A 15,937-nucleotide genomic window follows, 5' to 3' on the forward strand; every position below is an offset into this window, starting at 1 on the left:
CCTGGCTCAGTGCGGCGAATCGGTCAGGACAGCCCACTCAGGGTGGGCGGCCAGCCGTTGTTCCATGGACCGGAAGGCGGTGGCCGAGCGGCGCAGGTTGCCGTAGACATCGCCGCCCATGCTTTCCCAACCGAGCACGCCAAACCGTCCGTCAAAGCCACGCCGTTCGAGCGCGCCCAACAACACGAAGTTGTCCATTTCCCCCTCATCGAGCGGTTCGATGGTCGCCAGGCCGCCCCAGCCGAGCGGGGAGCGCCGAGTGCCGGCAATGTTCACCTGTTTCAGCCAAGGCCACATCGCATCAAGGCGCTGCTCAAGGGCCTGCTCTTCAGTCGCGTACCAGTGATAGCCGTTGAACACGATGTTGAGGCGCGGATGGTTGAACTCCCTGCAAAGGGCCACTGCCTCGGTGGTCGTCTGCATACCGTAGCGGGCGTGTGGGTACAGGCTGATCTCCAGCCCTCGACGCTCGCAGATTGGCAGCAGGCGCTCGAGCATCTGGCGGTCAAAATTCGTGACTTCGTCGCCGGAATGCAGGGCCAGTTCGATGGTGGTGCAGCCCTCGATGGTCTCGAACAGGTTGATCACAAACGATTCCAGGCCCCTGCGATAGATCAGGTAGACCGCACCGACGTCCAGGCCCCAGGTGGGTTTGACCTGGGGGATCGACTTCAGGTCCTTACTCCAGGCAGATATCGTCAGCCCCTGGTAGCCGAGTTCGGCGAGCATCTCGCACTGCGCGGCCAAGGGATAGGTCCCCAAGGCCGTCTGGAAAATGAAATCCATATGATGCAAAGGACGATTCATGAGTGGGTCTGCGCTGTTAATGGGTTGGCGGGTAAGGACGCACTGGGAAAGTGCGGCAAGAGGTATTCGCCCAGCTCGTCGATGACTTCCGAGGCGTGGCGGCGCTGAGGTTTGAAGTGCAGGGCAATGTGACCGACGCCCTGATCCTGTTGACGTTTCCAGTGTTCGATCAGAACGTTTCGCCCGGCACGCAGCACGCGCCCAGGCTGGAGAGGATGGTTTGGATCTCGGTCGAGGTCGAACAGAGTGCCGTAGCCATAGGGCTTGTAGACGGTGTTGCCACAGGCTGCACGCCACCGATCGATAATCTGGGGAATCAGGACAGGATTGGAAATGTAGGAAAGGATGCCGTCACTGTTCTCACCAACCCACTCCAGCGACTGACCCGCCTGGCCAACGATAATGGTTGGCATACGTGAGCCCACTGGTTTGGGGACGAGGTCAATCTTTCCATTCAACTGGCCATAAAATCGTGAAGGGTGCACGGCCCAGTGTGTTTCCGAGGCGGCGCGAATGATTGCCAACCCGTCACGGAAACGCTCGGCGCGGTTACTGAAGTCGAGTCCGAAGGCGGGGTATTCCACGGGCCGATCGCCTGTGGCCAGGCCCAGAATGAATCGTCCCCCAAGCAACTGATCGATGCTCGCGGCCTGCTTGGCCACGATCAACGGATCGCGCAGGGGCAGGACAATGCCAGCAGTACCGATGGCTATCTGCTTGGTTACGGCGGCGAGGAAGCCGGCATAGACCAGCGGATCAAGGATCTGACCCACGTCACCGAAGTTCGGATCGTAAAAAGGCACGTCCCGTAGCCAGATGGCGGAAAACCCCGCTTCGTCAACCTTTTGAGCTAATTGCGCGTGATCCTGCAGGGTCGGGCCCGGACTATCGGGATAGCTTTCCAGTGGCGCAATAAAACCGAAGGTCAAATGGCCGGGTTGGAAAACGCGCGCGAAGCCGGGGTGTTGCTTGAGCTCCGGCGCAAGTTCACAGGGGCAATGCATCGAAGTCATTCGAAGTCTCTCGTCTAGTCAGATGAAGGTAACTACGCCGTGCGATAGAGCAGCGAGAAGTCACGATGGCGGTGACTATAAGTTGTATGATGAGAAAGAAAAACAGGATGAAATTCCGATCATTTGCGAATAAAAGGCTCAAATAGACTGAGGTGGCCATGGATCATTTTGGAGCGCTCAATGCGTTTGTTCATGCAGCGCAAACGCGCAGTTTTACCGAAGCCGGACGCCGGACCGGGGTGTCTTCTTCGGCCGTTGGCAAGGCGGTTGCCCGGCTGGAGGAAGAGCTGGGTGTAAGGCTGTTTCACCGCTCCACGCGCGCCATCACCCTGACGTCCGAGGGCAGCCTGTTTTTGGAACGTTGCCATCGAATTTTTGCCGAGTACGAGGTTGCCAAGCGCGAGCTCACCCAGGCGGCCGGTAAACCCCAGGGGAAGTTGCGCCTCGGGTTGCCACAGCTGGGGATGAGGTTGATGCCGCACTTGATTGCGTTTCAGCAGGCCTATCCCGAAGTGGAGTTGGAGCTGGAGTTCAGTGATCGGTTGGTCAACGTCATCGAGGAGGGTTTTGATGCCGTGATGCGTATCGGTGAGGTTGAAGACTCGCGGCTAATGATGCGCAAGCTCAACGGCTACAGTCATCGCCTGGTGGCGTCGCCAGACTATCTGGCACTACGGGGCGTGCCTTCACGGCCATCGGAACTCTCCAGCCATTCATGCCTGCGTTACCGATACCCCACCAGCGGTAAACTCGACGCCTGGCCTCTGGTGGCAAAAAAGGGGCAGGCCAGTGTTGAACCGGGACAGTCGGCGACTGCCAACGCGATTGAACCGTTGCTGGCGATGGCTGAGGCGGGTCAGGGGATCGCTTGCCTGCCTGATTTTTTTGTCGAGGACGCCATCGCTGACGGACGATTGGTGCCGGTGCTGGATCGCTACGTTCGCGACCACCGCACCTTTGCCATTCTCTGGCCAGCCAGTCGCCAGCCATTGCCCAAGATAAAGGCCTTCGTGAGTTTTATGACATCGCGCCTGACGTGATTCGTTACGGTTGCCCCAAACGCAAACCGCCGACGCGCTGGGGGCAGGGCGTCGGCAGATGTTGAGCCAGCAGTCACTTACGCTTTGCTGGAGGCTTTTGTCGCCATGGCGCCGTCACCCAGTAACGCGACGACCAGTGCTGTCGCCGCCAGGTAGACAGGATATTCCCAGCCGCCATTGGCGTTGGTGAAGCTCCAGCCATTGCCGAAGTGGACGCTCGCGGCCACGAACAGTTGAACCACCGCCAGAGCGGCCACCCAGCGTGTGTAGACACCCAGTACCAGCATCAGGCCGCCGATGACTTCAAAGGCCATGACCGGGTAGGCCAGGAAGCCCGGGAAACCGATGGATTCAAAAAAGCCTGCGGTGCCTGCCGGGGTGAACACCAGCGCTTTGGTCAGGCCGTGAGCAATGAACATGAGGCCGAGGGCCAGGCGCATAACGAGTGCGGCGTACGGCGCGGTGCGTGAGTCGATCATGGTGCAGTTCCTTTGTTTACTTGGAGAGTGACAGCGTGTGGGTCAGCCATAACGAGAAATCCGCCAGTTCTTCAGCGACGATCTCGTGGGCCATGTCGTAGAGGTGCGTTTCGTGGACGACGCCGATTCGATCCAGCCAGGCGTCCGCTTCTTTCGCCCAGGCCACTGGCAGGACGTTGTCCTGATGACCATGGGCGATGAACGCGCTGACGGACTTGAGCCGATCGGCGCAGGCGACTCGGGGATCGAGTTCACGCAGCATTCGGCCGCTCAAAATGGCGAAACCGGCAACCAGTTCGGGTTCGGTGACCCCAAGACTTGCACTCATGATGCCGCCCTGGCTGAAGCCGGCGATCACAGTCGGCAGCTTGGGCAGTGCTTCGATGAAACGCTGCAGCAGGTGCCGGCTGGACTCCGCTTGCTCCTGATTGAACGAAGGGCCGTTGCTGGTGAAGTTCACCTGGTACCAGGCGTAGCCTTGTGGACCGACCTGCAGCGGACCGCGCAGCAGAATTACTTCCAGTTCTGCGGGCAGCGATGCGGCCAATGAGGCAAGATTCGCTTCGTTTGAACCGACACCATGCAGCAGAAGCAGGCGGCCTTTGGGCGCCGAAGTGCTGCACCCTTTGCGGAAAAACAAGCCCGTTTGCGGCTCGCGGGCCGCTTCGGAAAATGTCATGTCACCCATGGTTTTCAATGCCTTGACTGAGTTGAATGGATTCAGATCCATCCTGGTGGTTCGAGGAAAACAGGTAGCTGTCCATTGCCAGCACCCCGTAACTCACGCCGCCTTCCAAGACACGTGTTTCATAGTGTTCGCCGGCCGCGCCAAGGGCGATGAGCAGCGGTAAAAAATGCTCGTCAGTCGGATGGGCACGTTCGGCAGAAGGGGCGTACTGCATATAGTTCAGCAGTAGGTCGGTGTTGCCTGCCTGCAGGGTTTGGGCTGTCCAGGCAGCAAACTCTTTCACGTAGTCAGCCCCCTGGCTGGCCGCCCCCCGAAACTCATACAAGTTATGGGTCAGGCTGCCGGAAGCCACGATCAGCACGTTCATATCGCGCAGTGGCTTGAGGGCTTTGCCCAATTTCCAGGCCTGGTGTGTGTCGAGGCCGGCAGGCATCGAGACCTGAACGACAGATATGTCGGCTTCGGGGGCCAGATACAGCAGCGGCACCCAGGCGCCGTGGTCCAGACCCCGACGGGCATCAAGCCGGGACTTCCATCCCGCCTTCTGCAGCAGACCGACGATATGCGCGGCGAGCGCTGGAGCGCCCGGTGCCGGGTAGCGCAACTGGTACAAGGCATCTGGAAAACCACCGAAATCGTGAATGGTTTCGGGAGCAGTGCTCGCCGTCACGCTGACTTCGCCGCGGGTCATCCAGTGCGGGGAGAGGACGACGATGGTATCAGGCCGCGGCAGTTCGCGACCGACTTCAGCCAGACGTTGACCCGCCAGACCCGGCTCGATGGCAAACATCGGAGCACCATGGGACACAAACAACAGGGGGAACGATGTGTTCATGAGTGAATGCGCCTCACTGAATGAATGTGCGTTTCGATGGGGACAGTTTATAGATTGAGTTGCTGAGATAAATAAGGCCAAATACGACTTACTGTTCCACTTACCGAGACAATGATGGACAGAGCGTTGGAGATGCAGGTCTTCTGCACCGTGGTCGATAAAGGCAGCTTTGTCGGGGCCGCCGAACCCCTGGGCATGTCGAAGGCGGCCATCTCACGCTACGTGAGCGGCCTGGAAGAACGTCTCGGCGCGCGGCTTCTGCAGCGCACGACACGACGGCTCTCATTGACGGAGGAGGGGCGCCAGTTTTACCACCAGGCGCGGGAAGTTCTGGCGCTGATGGATCAGGCCGAGGAGGCGGTATCGTCCAACGCACCGGAACCCAGTGGCGTTTTAAGGGTGAATGCACCGGTCAGTTTCGGCGTGCTGCACCTGGCACCGCTCTGGGGCGAATTCATGAAGGCCTACCCCAATGTCGAGCTGGATATCAGCTTGAACGATCGACTGGTGGATCTTGTAGAGGAGGGTTTCGATGCCGCTGTGCGTATTGCGCGCATGGAAAACTCTTCACTGATTGGGCGTCGTCTGGCGGGCACGCGGATGTGCCTGTGCGCTTCACCTGATTATCTAGCGAGCCACCCCCCAGTGCGCACCTTGGCTGACCTGGCAGAGCACGGGGTCCTTGCGTATACCAACTTTGCCAGCGGCAATGACTGGCAGTTCACGGGCCCTGACGGCAGCGAAACTGTGCGCACCCGCTCGATTGTTCGCTGCAACAATGGCGATACCTGTCGCAGTATTACCTTGGCGGGGGGCGGCATTGCCTTGCAGCCCAGCTTCATGGTGGCCGAGGATTTGCGGACGGGGGACCTGGTTGAGATCCTGCCCGAGTACCAGTCCGTCGAACTGGGGATCTACGTGGTCTATCCCACCCGCAAGCACTTGGCGACCAAAGTCCGGGTGCTGATCAATTTTCTCGCTGAGCGATTTGCTCATCCTCAATGGGAGCAGTAGAGGAAATTTCCCCGGACAGCATCTCACGGCTTGTTCAGAAAGCCTCGCAGATCGGTCGCGAACTTTTCTGGATTCTTCAAAGCAAGGAAGTGATCGCCCTGTTCGGCCTTGGAGTAAACATGCAGTGCAGATCCCGCAACGACCGAATTCATCCAGCGCTGGCTGTCCAGCCAGTCGCTGTATTCACCGGTGAAAATGGCGGTTGGCACATCGATCTTCGTCTGGATGACATCGCGCCAGTCGTTGGTGACGTGATCGAACAGCACGCGCTCCATAAACGCCATGTCGTCCGTCACAACGGCCTGAGCCAGGCTGATTGCGTTGTGAAACCAGGGCGAGTCCAGGGCCATGGCCCGTTCCATCACCCGAGTCGCGCTGATCAGTTGGTTAGTAGGCGCTCCCTTGGCGTAGGACGCAATCATGCGCTCTGGCGAGGTGGTGAACGCCCCGGCTTGCAGACGCTGCTGTTCGGTCCAGTCTTCATGACAATAAACCGAGGGTGCCTGGTCAATGATGCTCAGTGTGCGCATGTCTTGTGTACCGAACAGGTCGATATAGGCCCACAGGATCGACGCGCCCATCGACCAACCGCAGTAATCGGCCTGCGACACACCCAGGTGTTCTGCAAACTGCTTCACGTCCATGGCATATCGGGAAATCCGGTTGCCAGAGGCCACCTTTTCCGAGAGCCCCTGGTTTCTGACATCCAGCACGTACACGTGATAATGCTGGCTGAGGATGTGCATGAGATGGAAATACAACGCGCCGTTGGCTGACCAGCCCGGGATGAAAATTAACGGCGTGCCCGTACCTGCTTCCCAATAGGCGAGGTTGACCCCGTCGCTGGTGACAAAGCTGTTGAGCTTCAGGCCTTCAAATTCAGAAACCCGAACCGGTTGACCAGGAATTTCATGGGGCAAGTGAAAGTCTTCGCCGAGCAACGAGAGCAGCGATTGATTGTTCAGTGGGTATTTCACAGTGCAGTCCCATCCAGTTGAAGAAATGGCTCGGTGGGTTCAGGGCGCATGGGCGCGACTCTCATCCATACCGGCATTCACGTACAGGTTTACGGCGATGCAGATGGCCAGGACCAACGCTGAAAACAGCATCGCGCTGGATAACCCGGTAGAAAAATCGGCTTTATCACCATGGGCAATCATCGTGCCGAAGACCGCGACGCCAATCACACCGCCCAGTTGCCTGGCAGAGGCCATAAGACCGGAGGCGATGCCCGCGTCATGCTGTGTGACCGAGGACAGCATCGAGTTGGTAATGAACGGTACTGACATGGCGCTGCCAATTCCCACCAACATCAACGCACCATTGAGCAACCAGAGCGAACTATTGGAAGTGGTTTGCGAGAGCGCGATGAAGCCGAGGATCTGAACCGTGAAACCCGTCGTGATAATACGAGTGGCACTGAACCGCCTGGCGAACCTGGACGAGAGCATCGTGGACAGTGTCAGCACCGCCGTCAGCGGGATAAACGAGAGCCCCGTCTTGAAGGCGTCATAGTGCAGGAATGCTTGGAAGTAAATGCTGAAAACGAAGACCGTTCCATAAAACGTCAGGTTGATCGCCGCGCCTGCGAGCGCCATGCTCCCCAGCACTTGGTTTGTCGCCATGTGAGCGGGCAGCATCGGATGTTTTACCCGACGCTCGATCAGAACAAATGCCACCGCACTGATCGCGGCAATTGCCATCGCGGTGAGTGTTTCGCTGGCCCAACCCTTGGCACTGGACTCGGTCAAGCCATAGGTCAGTGACGCCAGGCAAATCGCAATACTGATCTGCCCTGGAATATCGACGTGTTTATCGACCCGAGGGGAGGCGGGGGCATAGCGCAGGATCAGCCCAACAGCCAGCAGGCCGATGGGAATATTCAGCAGGAAGACGCTTCGCCAGCCGAAGTATTCGATCATCAGTCCGCCGATCACGGGTCCTGCGGCCAAGGCGATCCCCCCACAGGCGCCCCAGAGCGCAACAGCAGCGCGACGCGCATCGGGGTCATGAAATGACACTCGAATCAGGGTCAGTGATGTCGGTATCAGAAAGGCCGCGCCGATCCCCTGCACGATACGCATGGTGATTAGCGTGCTCATGCTGGCGGCGAGACCACAGCCAATGGAGGCGAGCGTAAAGAGAGCGAAGCCCGCTACAAACACGGATTTTGCCCCCCATTTGTCGCCCCATGCCCCACCCAGGATAAGCAAGGCAGAAAAGGGCAGCGCGTAGCTGTTGATGACCCACTGCAGGCCTGTGAGGTCGGTGCCGAACGCGCTCTTGAGGGCGCCCAGGCCGACGTTAACGACGCTGACGTCAAGTTGAACGACAAGAAACCCCAAGCAGGCGGCGGTCAAAATCGCGCGTAACGAAGCGGGTGAGATGGATTCAGCGGTCACTGGTTTACGGTCCAGGCAAGTTGTGGTCGCGAGTCGATCAGCAACGGCCAGCGAAGCCAGGTAGTGCCTGACTATCGCTGGCAGCACTGCTTACACGAACTGCAAAACGTCGTTGACAGCTTTACGAGGCTTCTGCGGCCAGTTGGCCGATCCAGGGTAGCCAACGGTGATCAACATCACCGGGATCTCCGTCGCGGAAAGACCGAACGCTTGTGCCACTGCCGATTGGTCGAACCCGATCATGGGAGTCGAAACAAGGCCTTGTCCTTTGGCTGCGAGCATCAGGGTCATGGCGGCCAGCGAGCCCGAGCGGATCGCCTCGTCGCGTTGCAGCTGCGGATTTTGCTGGTACATGCCTTGAGCGGCGCCCAGCCACATGTCGTAGATCGCCTGGTCAATGATGCCGGCATCCAGTGTCGGCTTCAGGGCAGAAGGCAGGGATTCATGGGGATTGAGGGTGCCACAGACAATAAAGGTCACGGCGGCATCCATGACTTTCTGTTGGCCGTAGGCCAGTGGCAGTAATCGCGCCTTTGCTTCGCTGCTGCGAACGGCCAGAAATTTCCAGTTTTGCAGGTTGAAGGCGGAGGGGGCGTGCGTGGCCAGATCGACCAGGTTGGTGACCTGTTGATCCGTCAACTCGCGTTCAGTGTCATAACTGTTGGCGGAAATGCGCGACTTAATAACTTCAGCAATACCAGACATAGTGATCTCTGTGCGGGAAAGGGGAACGCGCAGACCCCGTGTTTTGGTTGGCCTGCGCAGTCGATGAACTTAGCGACTGAAGCCGTCGAAGGGGGTCATGTAGACCGCGCCGAAAGGATCCAGGCGTTTGCGGACTTCTGCATCCGGAGTGCCGTAGACCACCAGGCTGGTGACGGTGCACAACTCGAGGAAACGCTGGCCGAACGGTGCGAAGGTGGTGTCTACGTGACTGACGACGGCAACGGCGTCATAGCGTTCAAGGATGTGAACGGTGCTGTTGTCTTCGTTGACGCTGTATTCGTAAACCAGCGTGCCGGGCTCGGTGCGCGTGGCTGCCACGATGTTCGAGATCAGCGCCTTGAACTCTCCAAACGCCTCGGGTTTTACAGCGAGGGAGAACAAGCAGGAGATATATGGGTGCATGAGTAGCCCTCACGTCAGAGGCTTCCTGAAAAGCCGGTAGAGGATGCATCGCTGGCCAAGCCGATGCATTCGATACTGATGGGGTCAGGACTTCTCGGGTGCATCCCGGAACAGCTTGCCGGCGCCAGCCCAATCCGAAGCCGCCACGTCCTCGAAAATGACGTAGATGTAATTGGCATCCGTACCGGTGTGTTTAACGATGCTTTCGGTGATGTCGGCGGCAACAGCGGCTTTTTGCGCATGTTCTTTACCTTCGAACCAGCTCACACGTACGACGGGCATGATGATGTCCTTTTTGGGCATTGATGATCGGGAGGAGGTGCGCGACGTGCGATCACAATCTGCACCGTTGCATTGCGGGAGCCCATCTTACTGTTGAGTCTTCTGGCGATAAACGACCTAAAACTATAATCTGGGTAGATCAAAACTCTACAATTGGCGAATCGGCATGGTACCTATCGAATCGTTTCAAGGCGTCATCACCTTCGTCGTGGCGGCGCGTTCGATCAGCTTCACCCAGGCTGCCGAGCGCCTCGGGGTGTCAAAATCCGCCGTCGGCAAAGCCATTGCGCGCCTGGAAGAACGCTTGGGCACACAGTTGTTTCATCGCACGACGCGGCGCATTTCCCTGACCGCGGATGGTGAGGCGTATTTCGTGGCGTGTTCTACCGCCCTTGAAGAAATTGGGGCCGCAGAGAGCGGGTTGGGTCCCGGTGGTGGTGAGCCCTCCGGACGCTTGCGAGTCGACATTCCAGTGGCATTCGGGCGTCGGGTCGTGGCCCCATTGCTGTTCGAGATCGCCAACAAGTACCCGGCTTTGCAACTGAACCTGACGTTCTCCGACCACTTGGTTGATCCCTTCGAGGAGGGCATCGATTTGCTGGTTCGCTTTGGAGAACTGCAAGACACTAGCGGTCTGGTGGCGCGGCGGCTGACCCGACAACGCTGGGCGATTTGTGCCGCCCCTGACTATCTGACGCGCTTTGGCGTCCCACAGACCCTGGAAGACCTGAGCCGGCACCGTTGCATTGTCGGGCATCGACGCGGCCAGCCGCTGTCGTGGCGGGTCATGCAGGCGGGGCAGACCGTACGTTACGCACCACCCTCTACCCATCAGATTGGTGACGGGGAAGCCATGATTCTCGCGGCGGTCGCCGGCGCCGGTCTGTGCCAGATGCCACGCAGCCTGTTCCAGGACGATATCCAGGCGGGCAGGCTGGTGGAGGTTCTGCAAGTGTATGAACCCGAAGCTGTCGATGTGCATGCCGTGTGGCCAAAGGTGTCTCATCTGCGGCCGAAAGTCAGGTATGTGGTCGATGAGTTGGTCAAGCTATGTGCGCATTGGCATTGATCAAGACTGACAAGTTGAGGTGCAGAGCGCCGGGCGTTCGCATTGTAGGCCTCACTCAGGCTGCTCGATCACCTTCGCGCCGGTGATTTGGTGACAGTGACGCGGGTAGACAGGCTCGCGCGCAACACCCGCGGGCTGACATGCCACACGCGGATGATCAACAGGGGCGGAGTCGCAAGGATTGCAGTGAGTGTGTAAGGATTCCATATACATGATTTAACTTATGGGCGATGACCGATGTTCATAAGCGGCTGTTACCCTGGATTCTGAGACCCGTTAACCAGAAATCAGGTTAGAGTGTTCATCAATGTCTGCTCATAAGGTCCCTCCATTCGATTCGCGTAGTCGCGCCAAGCGATTCCAGCGAACGAGCCGGGCAAAAAAACCGTATATCAATCGTTATGTGAAGAATGAATCGTCCGCTGTTTATTTCTCTAGATGGGCCCAAGGGAACCGGCAAAACCACACTGTTGGAGGCCGTTACGAAAGTACTGAGGGCAGACAACAAAAAGGTGATCCGACTTTGCGAGAGTAAAAGCGATCCCTATAGGGGTGAAACAATGGCCCTCGTTAACAAACTCGTCAGAAATCCCACCCGGGATTTGGAGTTGAGGGTTTGTGAGCGCCTTGCTGATAGCCGAACCTGGATTTCCCGGCACGTGCTGACTAAGCAGCCACCAGGCAGCATCATCTTGATCGATCGCTGGTACCCGTCTGATGCCGCGTTTCGCCGGATAGTCCCGTTTGCAGAGATTCTACAGTTGAACATTGATCGAAACGTGCGAGTGCCAGACCTGCATGTAGGGGTTGTCACCGCCCCTGATATTTCATGGGCGAGGGCAGCGGCACGACGGCGTGGGTTGAGCAGTACTGTGATCCATAAGCTGGAAGAACACGTCGCTTGTACCAAGGCGTTCGAGCGCGCGATTGCAGATCACGGCTGGGTTTTATGCCGTAATGAAGGAACAATCGAAGACGCAACGATGCAGGTAGTTTCTGAGATCTATAGCGTCCTTCGGTGCGCCGACGACCCAGTCGGAATGGCGGGTTAAGAAACAAATCAATGAATTGCTCCGAATCGGATTGGCGCAGATTGAGGGTGTAGGGCGCCGGCTTTGATCTTTGTCAAATGGAAGAGGGAAGGATGATGTTGCCCGACATGCGGTTGTCCGTGCGTCGGCCAGTAACGAAATTGTTGACCATGATCAATCTTTCGTTCGTCTTACCGGCGCAGTCTGTGGGCTCGTGCTGCACGTTGGCTTACTTACGGTAAATGAGGGAGCACCATGGCAACCATGCGAGCGGCTGTTTTCGTTGAAAAGAATCGGATCGTGTTGGAAGACAAGCCCGTGCCGGAAGTCGGACCGCTGGATGCATTGATCCGTATTACCACCACGACCATCTGCGGTACCGACGTGCACATCCTGCGCGGTGAGTATCCGGTGGCCAGGGGGCTGACCGTGGGCCATGAGCCAGTGGGCGTCATTGAGCGACTGGGGTCGCAGGTGCGTGGTTTTGTCGAGGGGCAGCGGGTGATTGCCGGTGCCATCACGCCCAGCGGGCAAAGTTACGCCTGTTTATGTGGCTGTGGTTCCCAGGATGGACCAGACACCCGCCATGGCTTTCGCGCTACCGGCGGCTGGAAGTTCGGCAACACCATTGACGGCTGCCAGGCCGAGTACGTGCTGGTACCGGACGCCCTTGCCAACCTCTGCCCGATTCCTGACGGGCTCAGTGACGAGCAGGTATTGATGTGCCCGGACATCATGTCCACCGGGTTTTCCGGGGCAGAGCGCGGCGAGGTGAATATCGGCGATACCGTTGCCGTGTTTGCCCTGGGTCCGATCGGCCTCTGCGCAGTGGCGGGTGCACGGCTCAAAGGTGCGACAACGATCATTGGCGTGGATGCCGTTGCCGAGCGGATGAGCGTTGCTCGACGGTTGGGCGCGACCCATGTCGTCAACTTCAAGGACGGCAACGTGGTCGAGCAGATCATGGCGCTGACCGATGGCCGTGGTGTCGATGTGTCCATCGAGGCACTGGGCACCCAAGGCACTTTCGAATCCGCCCTGCGCGTACTGCGTCCGGGTGGTCGACTATCGAGCCTCGGCGTCTACTCCAGCGATCTGCGCATTCCCCTCGATGCCTTTGCTGCAGGGTTGGGGGACTACAGCATCGTCACCACCCTGTGCCCGGGCGGCAAGGAGCGCATGAGGCGCTTGATGGCGGTGGTGCAGAGCGGAGGCGTGGACCTGTCGCCGCTGGTAACCCACCGTTTCAAACTCGATGATATTGAAGCGGCCTATGAATTGTTTGCTCACCAACGAGACGGTGTGATGAAGGTCGCTATTACGCCGTGAGGCGGTGCGCGCTGATTCTCGGTCGACTGCGAGGTGGTGTGGGTACAGCATCTGTACGAGGAGATCCGGTTCCTCTGGCGGAGGCGTTCATGAGCATTTTTCTGAGCGCCGAGCATCGGCAGGGGCATGACTTCCAGGCTGAGCCGGCAATGGACATTGCTAGCTAATTGCTGATGTCTGCACAGAATATCCAACCTACTGGAGACTTATCATGAGTCAGTATCAAAGTCTGTTACTGATCATCAATCCGGCCTTGCGCCATTCCCCGGCCATGAATCATGCGGCAGCGCTCGCCAAGGCCAGCGGCGCGAGTTTGCACATAGCGGCGCTGATCCCTTCGTTCAAATGGTTATCGCTGCTTGAAGAAGGCGATCGAGATCTGGCTCGGGAGCGCTACTTGCAGGACCATCGCGACGGGCTTGAGGCTCACGCCGAGAATTTGCGTGGTAGAGGGATTGAGGTAACCACCGAGGTGGCTTGGGCTGAGGACATGAAGCTAGACATCATTGATCACGTGACAGACATGCAGCCCGACTTGTTGATCAAGGAGGTTCAGCATGAGTCCGTGCTCAAACGGGCCTTCTTCACCCCGCTGGACTGGCACTTGCTACGTCACTGTCCGGTACCGGTTTACCTGGTGGGCGGGAGCGGATTCGTTTTACCCCGCAAGGTTGTAGCAGCGGTCGAAGTGTCGGATATCGAGTCCGCCAGTAACGAGCTGAATGAGCGAATCATCAAGCAGGCTTGCAGTCTCGCCATGCAGTGTAATGCCGAGCTGCATTTGCTGTACGCCTGCGATATCTCGGCCGCTTTTCTTGCAGACATGGGTGGCCTGACGCTCGCTGACCTGACCAAAGCGCTTCGCAGGGACCTGGAAACGTCTTTCCTTGGGTTGGCAGATCGATTCGGGGTGCCCTCAGATTCTCGCCATTTCATTGAGGGAGATCCGGTCACGGCGTTGAGTGAATTTGCCAACGAGCACAACGTGGATGTGATCGTGATGGGCAGAGTACAGTCCCATGGGGTGGACAAGCTTCTGGGCAGCACGACCGAGCACATTCTTTATCAGGTGCCATGCTGCGTTCTGGCGGTATAGATCGAATGTAACCAAAGACTTTCGCCGAACCTGGGGTAAAAAAGTTATACACGTTTTGGACTGAAGGCTTAAAATCTATACATTGGACTGGTATTGTATAGTATTTAACAAAAGGCCGAGACGTTGATGAACGTGGCTGATGCCGGACGCTTTCTCAAACATCGTCTGTGGAGATGTTGGCTGTTCGCGCTGGTACTTGCCGTACCTGCCTGGGCGGACTGGCATCCCGCGCTGCCCGATGGGCGTCTGGTGGGCAGCGGTGACTTTACCTGGTTCGGCGTGAATCTATACACCGCGCGGTTGTGGAGCTCGGGGTTACCTTGGACCTGGGATCAGCCCTTTGCACTCGAACTGACTTATCACCGTGTCTTTTCCAGGGACACGCTGGTGGAGGCCAGCCTCAAAGAAATGCGGCGCATGGCAGAGGCTCGTCTAGGGGAGGCCACCCTCCAGCGCTGGTCAAATGAAATGCGTGAAGCCTTCGTCGATGTCCGGCCCGGCATGCGCATTACTGGGCTCTACCATCCCGGCAAAGGCTGCACTTTCTTCGTCGACGGCCAGTTGCGCCGACGGGTCGAGGACCCTGCATTCGCCCGTGCCTTCTTTGACATCTGGCTTGATCCGCGCACTCGGGACAAGCAATTACGTCAACGACTGCTGGGGTTGTCCGGGCCGGCTGAGTGAGGAGGTTGAGATGCGTCAAATACTGGTGCTGCTCGTTAGCCTTTTGCTGGTCAGCTGTAATAACGTTGGCGTGGAGCACTACGCAAAGGAGCGGCCGGCCCTGGATCTGGTGGCGTTCTTCTCCCGGCCGGTACAGGCTTGGGGCCTGTTCCAGAATCGCTCGGGCGAAGTGGTCAAGCGTTTCCATGTCCAGATCGAAAGCCGCATCGAGGGCCAGCAGTTGATTCTCGACGAGCGTTTTCTCTACAGCGATGGCACGCGTCAGCGGCGCGTCTGGACCCTGGAGCCAGCCGGCGCCGGGCGTTGGCGTGGCCGTGCGGACGACGTAGTCGGAGAGGCTAGCGGCGAGGTCGCTGGCAATGCGCTGCGCTGGCGCTATCGCCTTGACCTACCGGTTGACGGCAGGCATTGGGAAGTGGATCTGGACGACTGGATGTACCTGATGGACGAAGACACGATGATCAATCGCTCGAGTATGAGCAAGTTTGGCGTCGAGTTGGGACAGGTGATTCTGTTCTTCCGCCGCCAGCCGGAGTCGCTTGAGTGAACATCAGCGGGGCGCAGCCAGTCGCAGGATGAGCGGCATCCATACAGCCCACAGGGGCGCTAGCAGCAGGGCTGTGCCAAGGGTGCCCCAAGGCAGGCCTACACCGGCCAGCGTTGCGCCGGCGATGTAAGCCAGAGGTCCACCGCACAAGCCCAGTAGCGCCCCGTACCAGATGGGGCGTCGAGCCCAGGCCAGGCTGTGGCGAAGCCCACTGGCCAGCACCAGCCACAGCAGGGCCAGCCACAGGGGTAGGGGTTGCCGGGTAAAATCGAAGACTCCCAGCGCACCCAGGCCGGCGTCCAGTAAACAGCCTGCCATTCCCACAAAGACCAGAGTGGTTGCTTCGTCGCCGGGCCGTGGGCAAGCAGCCACGTGCACCAACAGGCCTGCCACCACCGGCAATAGCAGCCATGGATGCCGCTCGCTCAGCACGCAAGCCCACCAGGCGGCCTGCATCCATAGCGCGTTGCCGATCAACCAGGCCCGGCTCAAA

19 protein-coding genes are annotated in these 15,937 nt (G+C 58.5%); 8 read left to right on the forward strand and 11 right to left on the reverse strand.

Features of this window, described 5'->3' with window-relative positions:
- Window positions 1-6: 6 nt before the first annotated feature.
- Window positions 7-807, reverse strand: a complete 801-nt coding sequence (locus ACA054_RS14770; protein ID WP_497690053.1) for a sugar phosphate isomerase/epimerase family protein — start codon at window positions 805-807, stop codon at window positions 7-9.
- On the reverse strand, window positions 804-1,820 hold the full coding sequence (locus tag ACA054_RS14775; protein WP_497690054.1) for an LLM class oxidoreductase: 1,017 nt from the start codon (window positions 1,818-1,820) through the stop codon (window positions 804-806). The genes ACA054_RS14770 and ACA054_RS14775 overlap by 4 nt, the downstream gene beginning before the upstream one ends.
- Before the next feature lie 158 nt (window positions 1,821-1,978).
- On the opposite strand from ACA054_RS14775, the gene ACA054_RS14780 reads away from it, so the two are divergent.
- Window positions 1,979-2,860: a LysR family transcriptional regulator gene (locus ACA054_RS14780; protein WP_497690055.1), complete on the forward strand. Its 882-nt coding sequence runs from the start codon at window positions 1,979-1,981 to the stop codon at window positions 2,858-2,860.
- A gap of 77 nt (window positions 2,861-2,937) precedes the next feature.
- Here the strand turns inward: ACA054_RS14780 and ACA054_RS14785 are convergent, their stop codons facing one another.
- The 3 genes from ACA054_RS14785 to ACA054_RS14795 are packed head-to-tail and all read right to left on the reverse strand — an operon-like array spanning window position 2,938 to window position 4,862.
- Window positions 2,938-3,339: a DoxX family protein gene (locus ACA054_RS14785; protein ID WP_497690056.1), complete on the reverse strand. Its 402-nt coding sequence runs from the start codon at window positions 3,337-3,339 to the stop codon at window positions 2,938-2,940.
- 16 nt (window positions 3,340-3,355) lie between these two features.
- The gene (locus ACA054_RS14790) at window positions 3,356-4,027 is read right to left on the reverse strand and encodes an alpha/beta hydrolase (RefSeq protein ID WP_497690057.1); all 672 of its coding nucleotides are present in this window, start codon (window positions 4,025-4,027) and stop codon (window positions 3,356-3,358) included.
- The gene (locus tag ACA054_RS14795; RefSeq protein WP_497690058.1) at window positions 4,020-4,862 is read right to left on the reverse strand and encodes a DODA-type extradiol aromatic ring-opening family dioxygenase; all 843 of its coding nucleotides are present in this window, start codon (window positions 4,860-4,862) and stop codon (window positions 4,020-4,022) included. Before ACA054_RS14795 ends, ACA054_RS14790 begins: the two co-directional genes overlap by 8 nt.
- A 114-nt stretch (window positions 4,863-4,976) precedes the next feature.
- On the opposite strand from ACA054_RS14795, the gene ACA054_RS14800 reads away from it, so the two are divergent.
- The gene (locus tag ACA054_RS14800) at window positions 4,977-5,876 is read left to right on the forward strand and encodes a LysR family transcriptional regulator (RefSeq protein WP_497690059.1); all 900 of its coding nucleotides are present in this window, start codon (window positions 4,977-4,979) and stop codon (window positions 5,874-5,876) included.
- Window positions 5,877-5,899: 23 nt separating this feature from the next.
- Here the strand turns inward: ACA054_RS14800 and ACA054_RS14805 are convergent, their stop codons facing one another.
- The 5 genes from ACA054_RS14805 to ACA054_RS14825 all read right to left on the reverse strand — a co-directional run bounded on the left by ACA054_RS14805 (window position 5,900) and on the right by ACA054_RS14825 (window position 9,688).
- Window positions 5,900-6,853, reverse strand: coding sequence for an alpha/beta fold hydrolase (locus ACA054_RS14805; RefSeq protein ID WP_497690060.1), 954 nt, complete (start codon window positions 6,851-6,853; stop codon window positions 5,900-5,902).
- Window positions 6,854-6,892: 39 nt separating this feature from the next.
- A complete protein-coding gene (locus tag ACA054_RS14810; protein WP_497690061.1) occupies window positions 6,893-8,278 on the reverse strand; it encodes an MFS transporter in 1,386 nt (461 codons plus the stop codon).
- Window positions 8,279-8,368: 90 nt separating this feature from the next.
- A complete protein-coding gene (locus ACA054_RS14815; RefSeq protein WP_497690062.1) occupies window positions 8,369-8,983 on the reverse strand; it encodes a nitroreductase family protein in 615 nt (204 codons plus the stop codon).
- A gap of 69 nt (window positions 8,984-9,052) precedes the next feature.
- Window positions 9,053-9,406: a putative quinol monooxygenase gene (locus ACA054_RS14820; RefSeq protein ID WP_497690063.1), complete on the reverse strand. Its 354-nt coding sequence runs from the start codon at window positions 9,404-9,406 to the stop codon at window positions 9,053-9,055.
- Between the two features lie 84 nt (window positions 9,407-9,490).
- A complete protein-coding gene (locus tag ACA054_RS14825; RefSeq protein ID WP_497690064.1) occupies window positions 9,491-9,688 on the reverse strand; it encodes a tautomerase family protein in 198 nt (65 codons plus the stop codon).
- A 166-nt stretch (window positions 9,689-9,854) separates the two neighbouring features.
- On the opposite strand from ACA054_RS14825, the gene ACA054_RS14830 reads away from it, so the two are divergent.
- The 6 genes from ACA054_RS14830 to ACA054_RS14855 all read left to right on the forward strand — a co-directional run bounded on the left by ACA054_RS14830 (window position 9,855) and on the right by ACA054_RS14855 (window position 15,444).
- On the forward strand, window positions 9,855-10,757 hold the full coding sequence (locus ACA054_RS14830) for a LysR family transcriptional regulator (RefSeq protein WP_497690065.1): 903 nt from the start codon (window positions 9,855-9,857) through the stop codon (window positions 10,755-10,757).
- Between the two features lie 410 nt (window positions 10,758-11,167).
- Window positions 11,168-11,809 (forward strand): dTMP kinase, encoded by a 642-nt coding sequence (locus ACA054_RS14835; RefSeq protein WP_497690066.1) that lies wholly within the window; start codon window positions 11,168-11,170, stop codon window positions 11,807-11,809.
- Between the two features lie 234 nt (window positions 11,810-12,043).
- Window positions 12,044-13,117, forward strand: coding sequence for an NAD(P)-dependent alcohol dehydrogenase (locus ACA054_RS14840; RefSeq protein WP_497690067.1), 1,074 nt, complete (start codon window positions 12,044-12,046; stop codon window positions 13,115-13,117).
- Between the two features lie 211 nt (window positions 13,118-13,328).
- On the forward strand, window positions 13,329-14,213 hold the full coding sequence (locus tag ACA054_RS14845) for a universal stress protein (protein ID WP_497690068.1): 885 nt from the start codon (window positions 13,329-13,331) through the stop codon (window positions 14,211-14,213).
- A gap of 126 nt (window positions 14,214-14,339) precedes the next feature.
- Window positions 14,340-14,897, forward strand: coding sequence for a chalcone isomerase family protein (locus ACA054_RS14850; protein ID WP_497690069.1), 558 nt, complete (start codon window positions 14,340-14,342; stop codon window positions 14,895-14,897).
- A gap of 10 nt (window positions 14,898-14,907) precedes the next feature.
- Window positions 14,908-15,444 (forward strand): DUF3833 domain-containing protein, encoded by a 537-nt coding sequence (locus tag ACA054_RS14855; protein WP_497690070.1) that lies wholly within the window; start codon window positions 14,908-14,910, stop codon window positions 15,442-15,444.
- A gap of 3 nt (window positions 15,445-15,447) precedes the next feature.
- Here the strand turns inward: ACA054_RS14855 and ACA054_RS14860 are convergent, their stop codons facing one another.
- Window positions 15,448-15,936 carry a DUF2878 domain-containing protein gene (locus ACA054_RS14860; protein WP_497690071.1) on the reverse strand — a complete coding sequence of 163 codons (489 nt, stop codon included), beginning with the start codon at window positions 15,934-15,936 and terminating at the stop codon, window positions 15,448-15,450.
- Window position 15,937: the final 1 nt, after the last annotated feature.

The organism is Pseudomonas sp. LBUM1653 (genome assembly GCF_059716115.1).

Bases quoted from the DNA above. Each gene is read 5' to 3' on its own strand.
- ACA054_RS14770 (WP_497690053.1), bottom strand. From the start codon at position 807: ATGAATCGTCCTTTGCATCATATGGATTTCATTTTCCAGACGGCCTTG.
- ACA054_RS14775 (WP_497690054.1), bottom strand. From the start codon at position 1,820: ATGACTTCGATGCATTGCCCCTGTGAACTTGCGCCGGAGCTCAAGCAA.
- ACA054_RS14780 (WP_497690055.1), top strand. From the start codon at position 1,979: ATGGATCATTTTGGAGCGCTCAATGCGTTTGTTCATGCAGCGCAAACG.
- ACA054_RS14785 (WP_497690056.1), bottom strand. From the start codon at position 3,339: ATGATCGACTCACGCACCGCGCCGTACGCCGCACTCGTTATGCGCCTG.
- ACA054_RS14790 (WP_497690057.1), bottom strand. From the start codon at position 4,027: ATGGGTGACATGACATTTTCCGAAGCGGCCCGCGAGCCGCAAACGGGC.
- ACA054_RS14795 (WP_497690058.1), bottom strand. From the start codon at position 4,862: ATGAACACATCGTTCCCCCTGTTGTTTGTGTCCCATGGTGCTCCGATG.
- ACA054_RS14800 (WP_497690059.1), top strand. From the start codon at position 4,977: ATGGACAGAGCGTTGGAGATGCAGGTCTTCTGCACCGTGGTCGATAAA.
- ACA054_RS14815 (WP_497690062.1), bottom strand. From the start codon at position 8,983: ATGTCTGGTATTGCTGAAGTTATTAAGTCGCGCATTTCCGCCAACAGT.
- ACA054_RS14820 (WP_497690063.1), bottom strand. From the start codon at position 9,406: ATGCACCCATATATCTCCTGCTTGTTCTCCCTCGCTGTAAAACCCGAG.
- ACA054_RS14825 (WP_497690064.1), bottom strand. From the start codon at position 9,688: ATGCCCGTCGTACGTGTGAGCTGGTTCGAAGGTAAAGAACATGCGCAA.
- ACA054_RS14830 (WP_497690065.1), top strand. From the start codon at position 9,855: ATGGTACCTATCGAATCGTTTCAAGGCGTCATCACCTTCGTCGTGGCG.
- ACA054_RS14835 (WP_497690066.1), top strand. From the start codon at position 11,168: ATGAATCGTCCGCTGTTTATTTCTCTAGATGGGCCCAAGGGAACCGGC.
- ACA054_RS14840 (WP_497690067.1), top strand. From the start codon at position 12,044: ATGGCAACCATGCGAGCGGCTGTTTTCGTTGAAAAGAATCGGATCGTG.
- ACA054_RS14845 (WP_497690068.1), top strand. From the start codon at position 13,329: ATGAGTCAGTATCAAAGTCTGTTACTGATCATCAATCCGGCCTTGCGC.
- ACA054_RS14850 (WP_497690069.1), top strand. From the start codon at position 14,340: ATGAACGTGGCTGATGCCGGACGCTTTCTCAAACATCGTCTGTGGAGA.
- ACA054_RS14855 (WP_497690070.1), top strand. From the start codon at position 14,908: ATGCGTCAAATACTGGTGCTGCTCGTTAGCCTTTTGCTGGTCAGCTGT.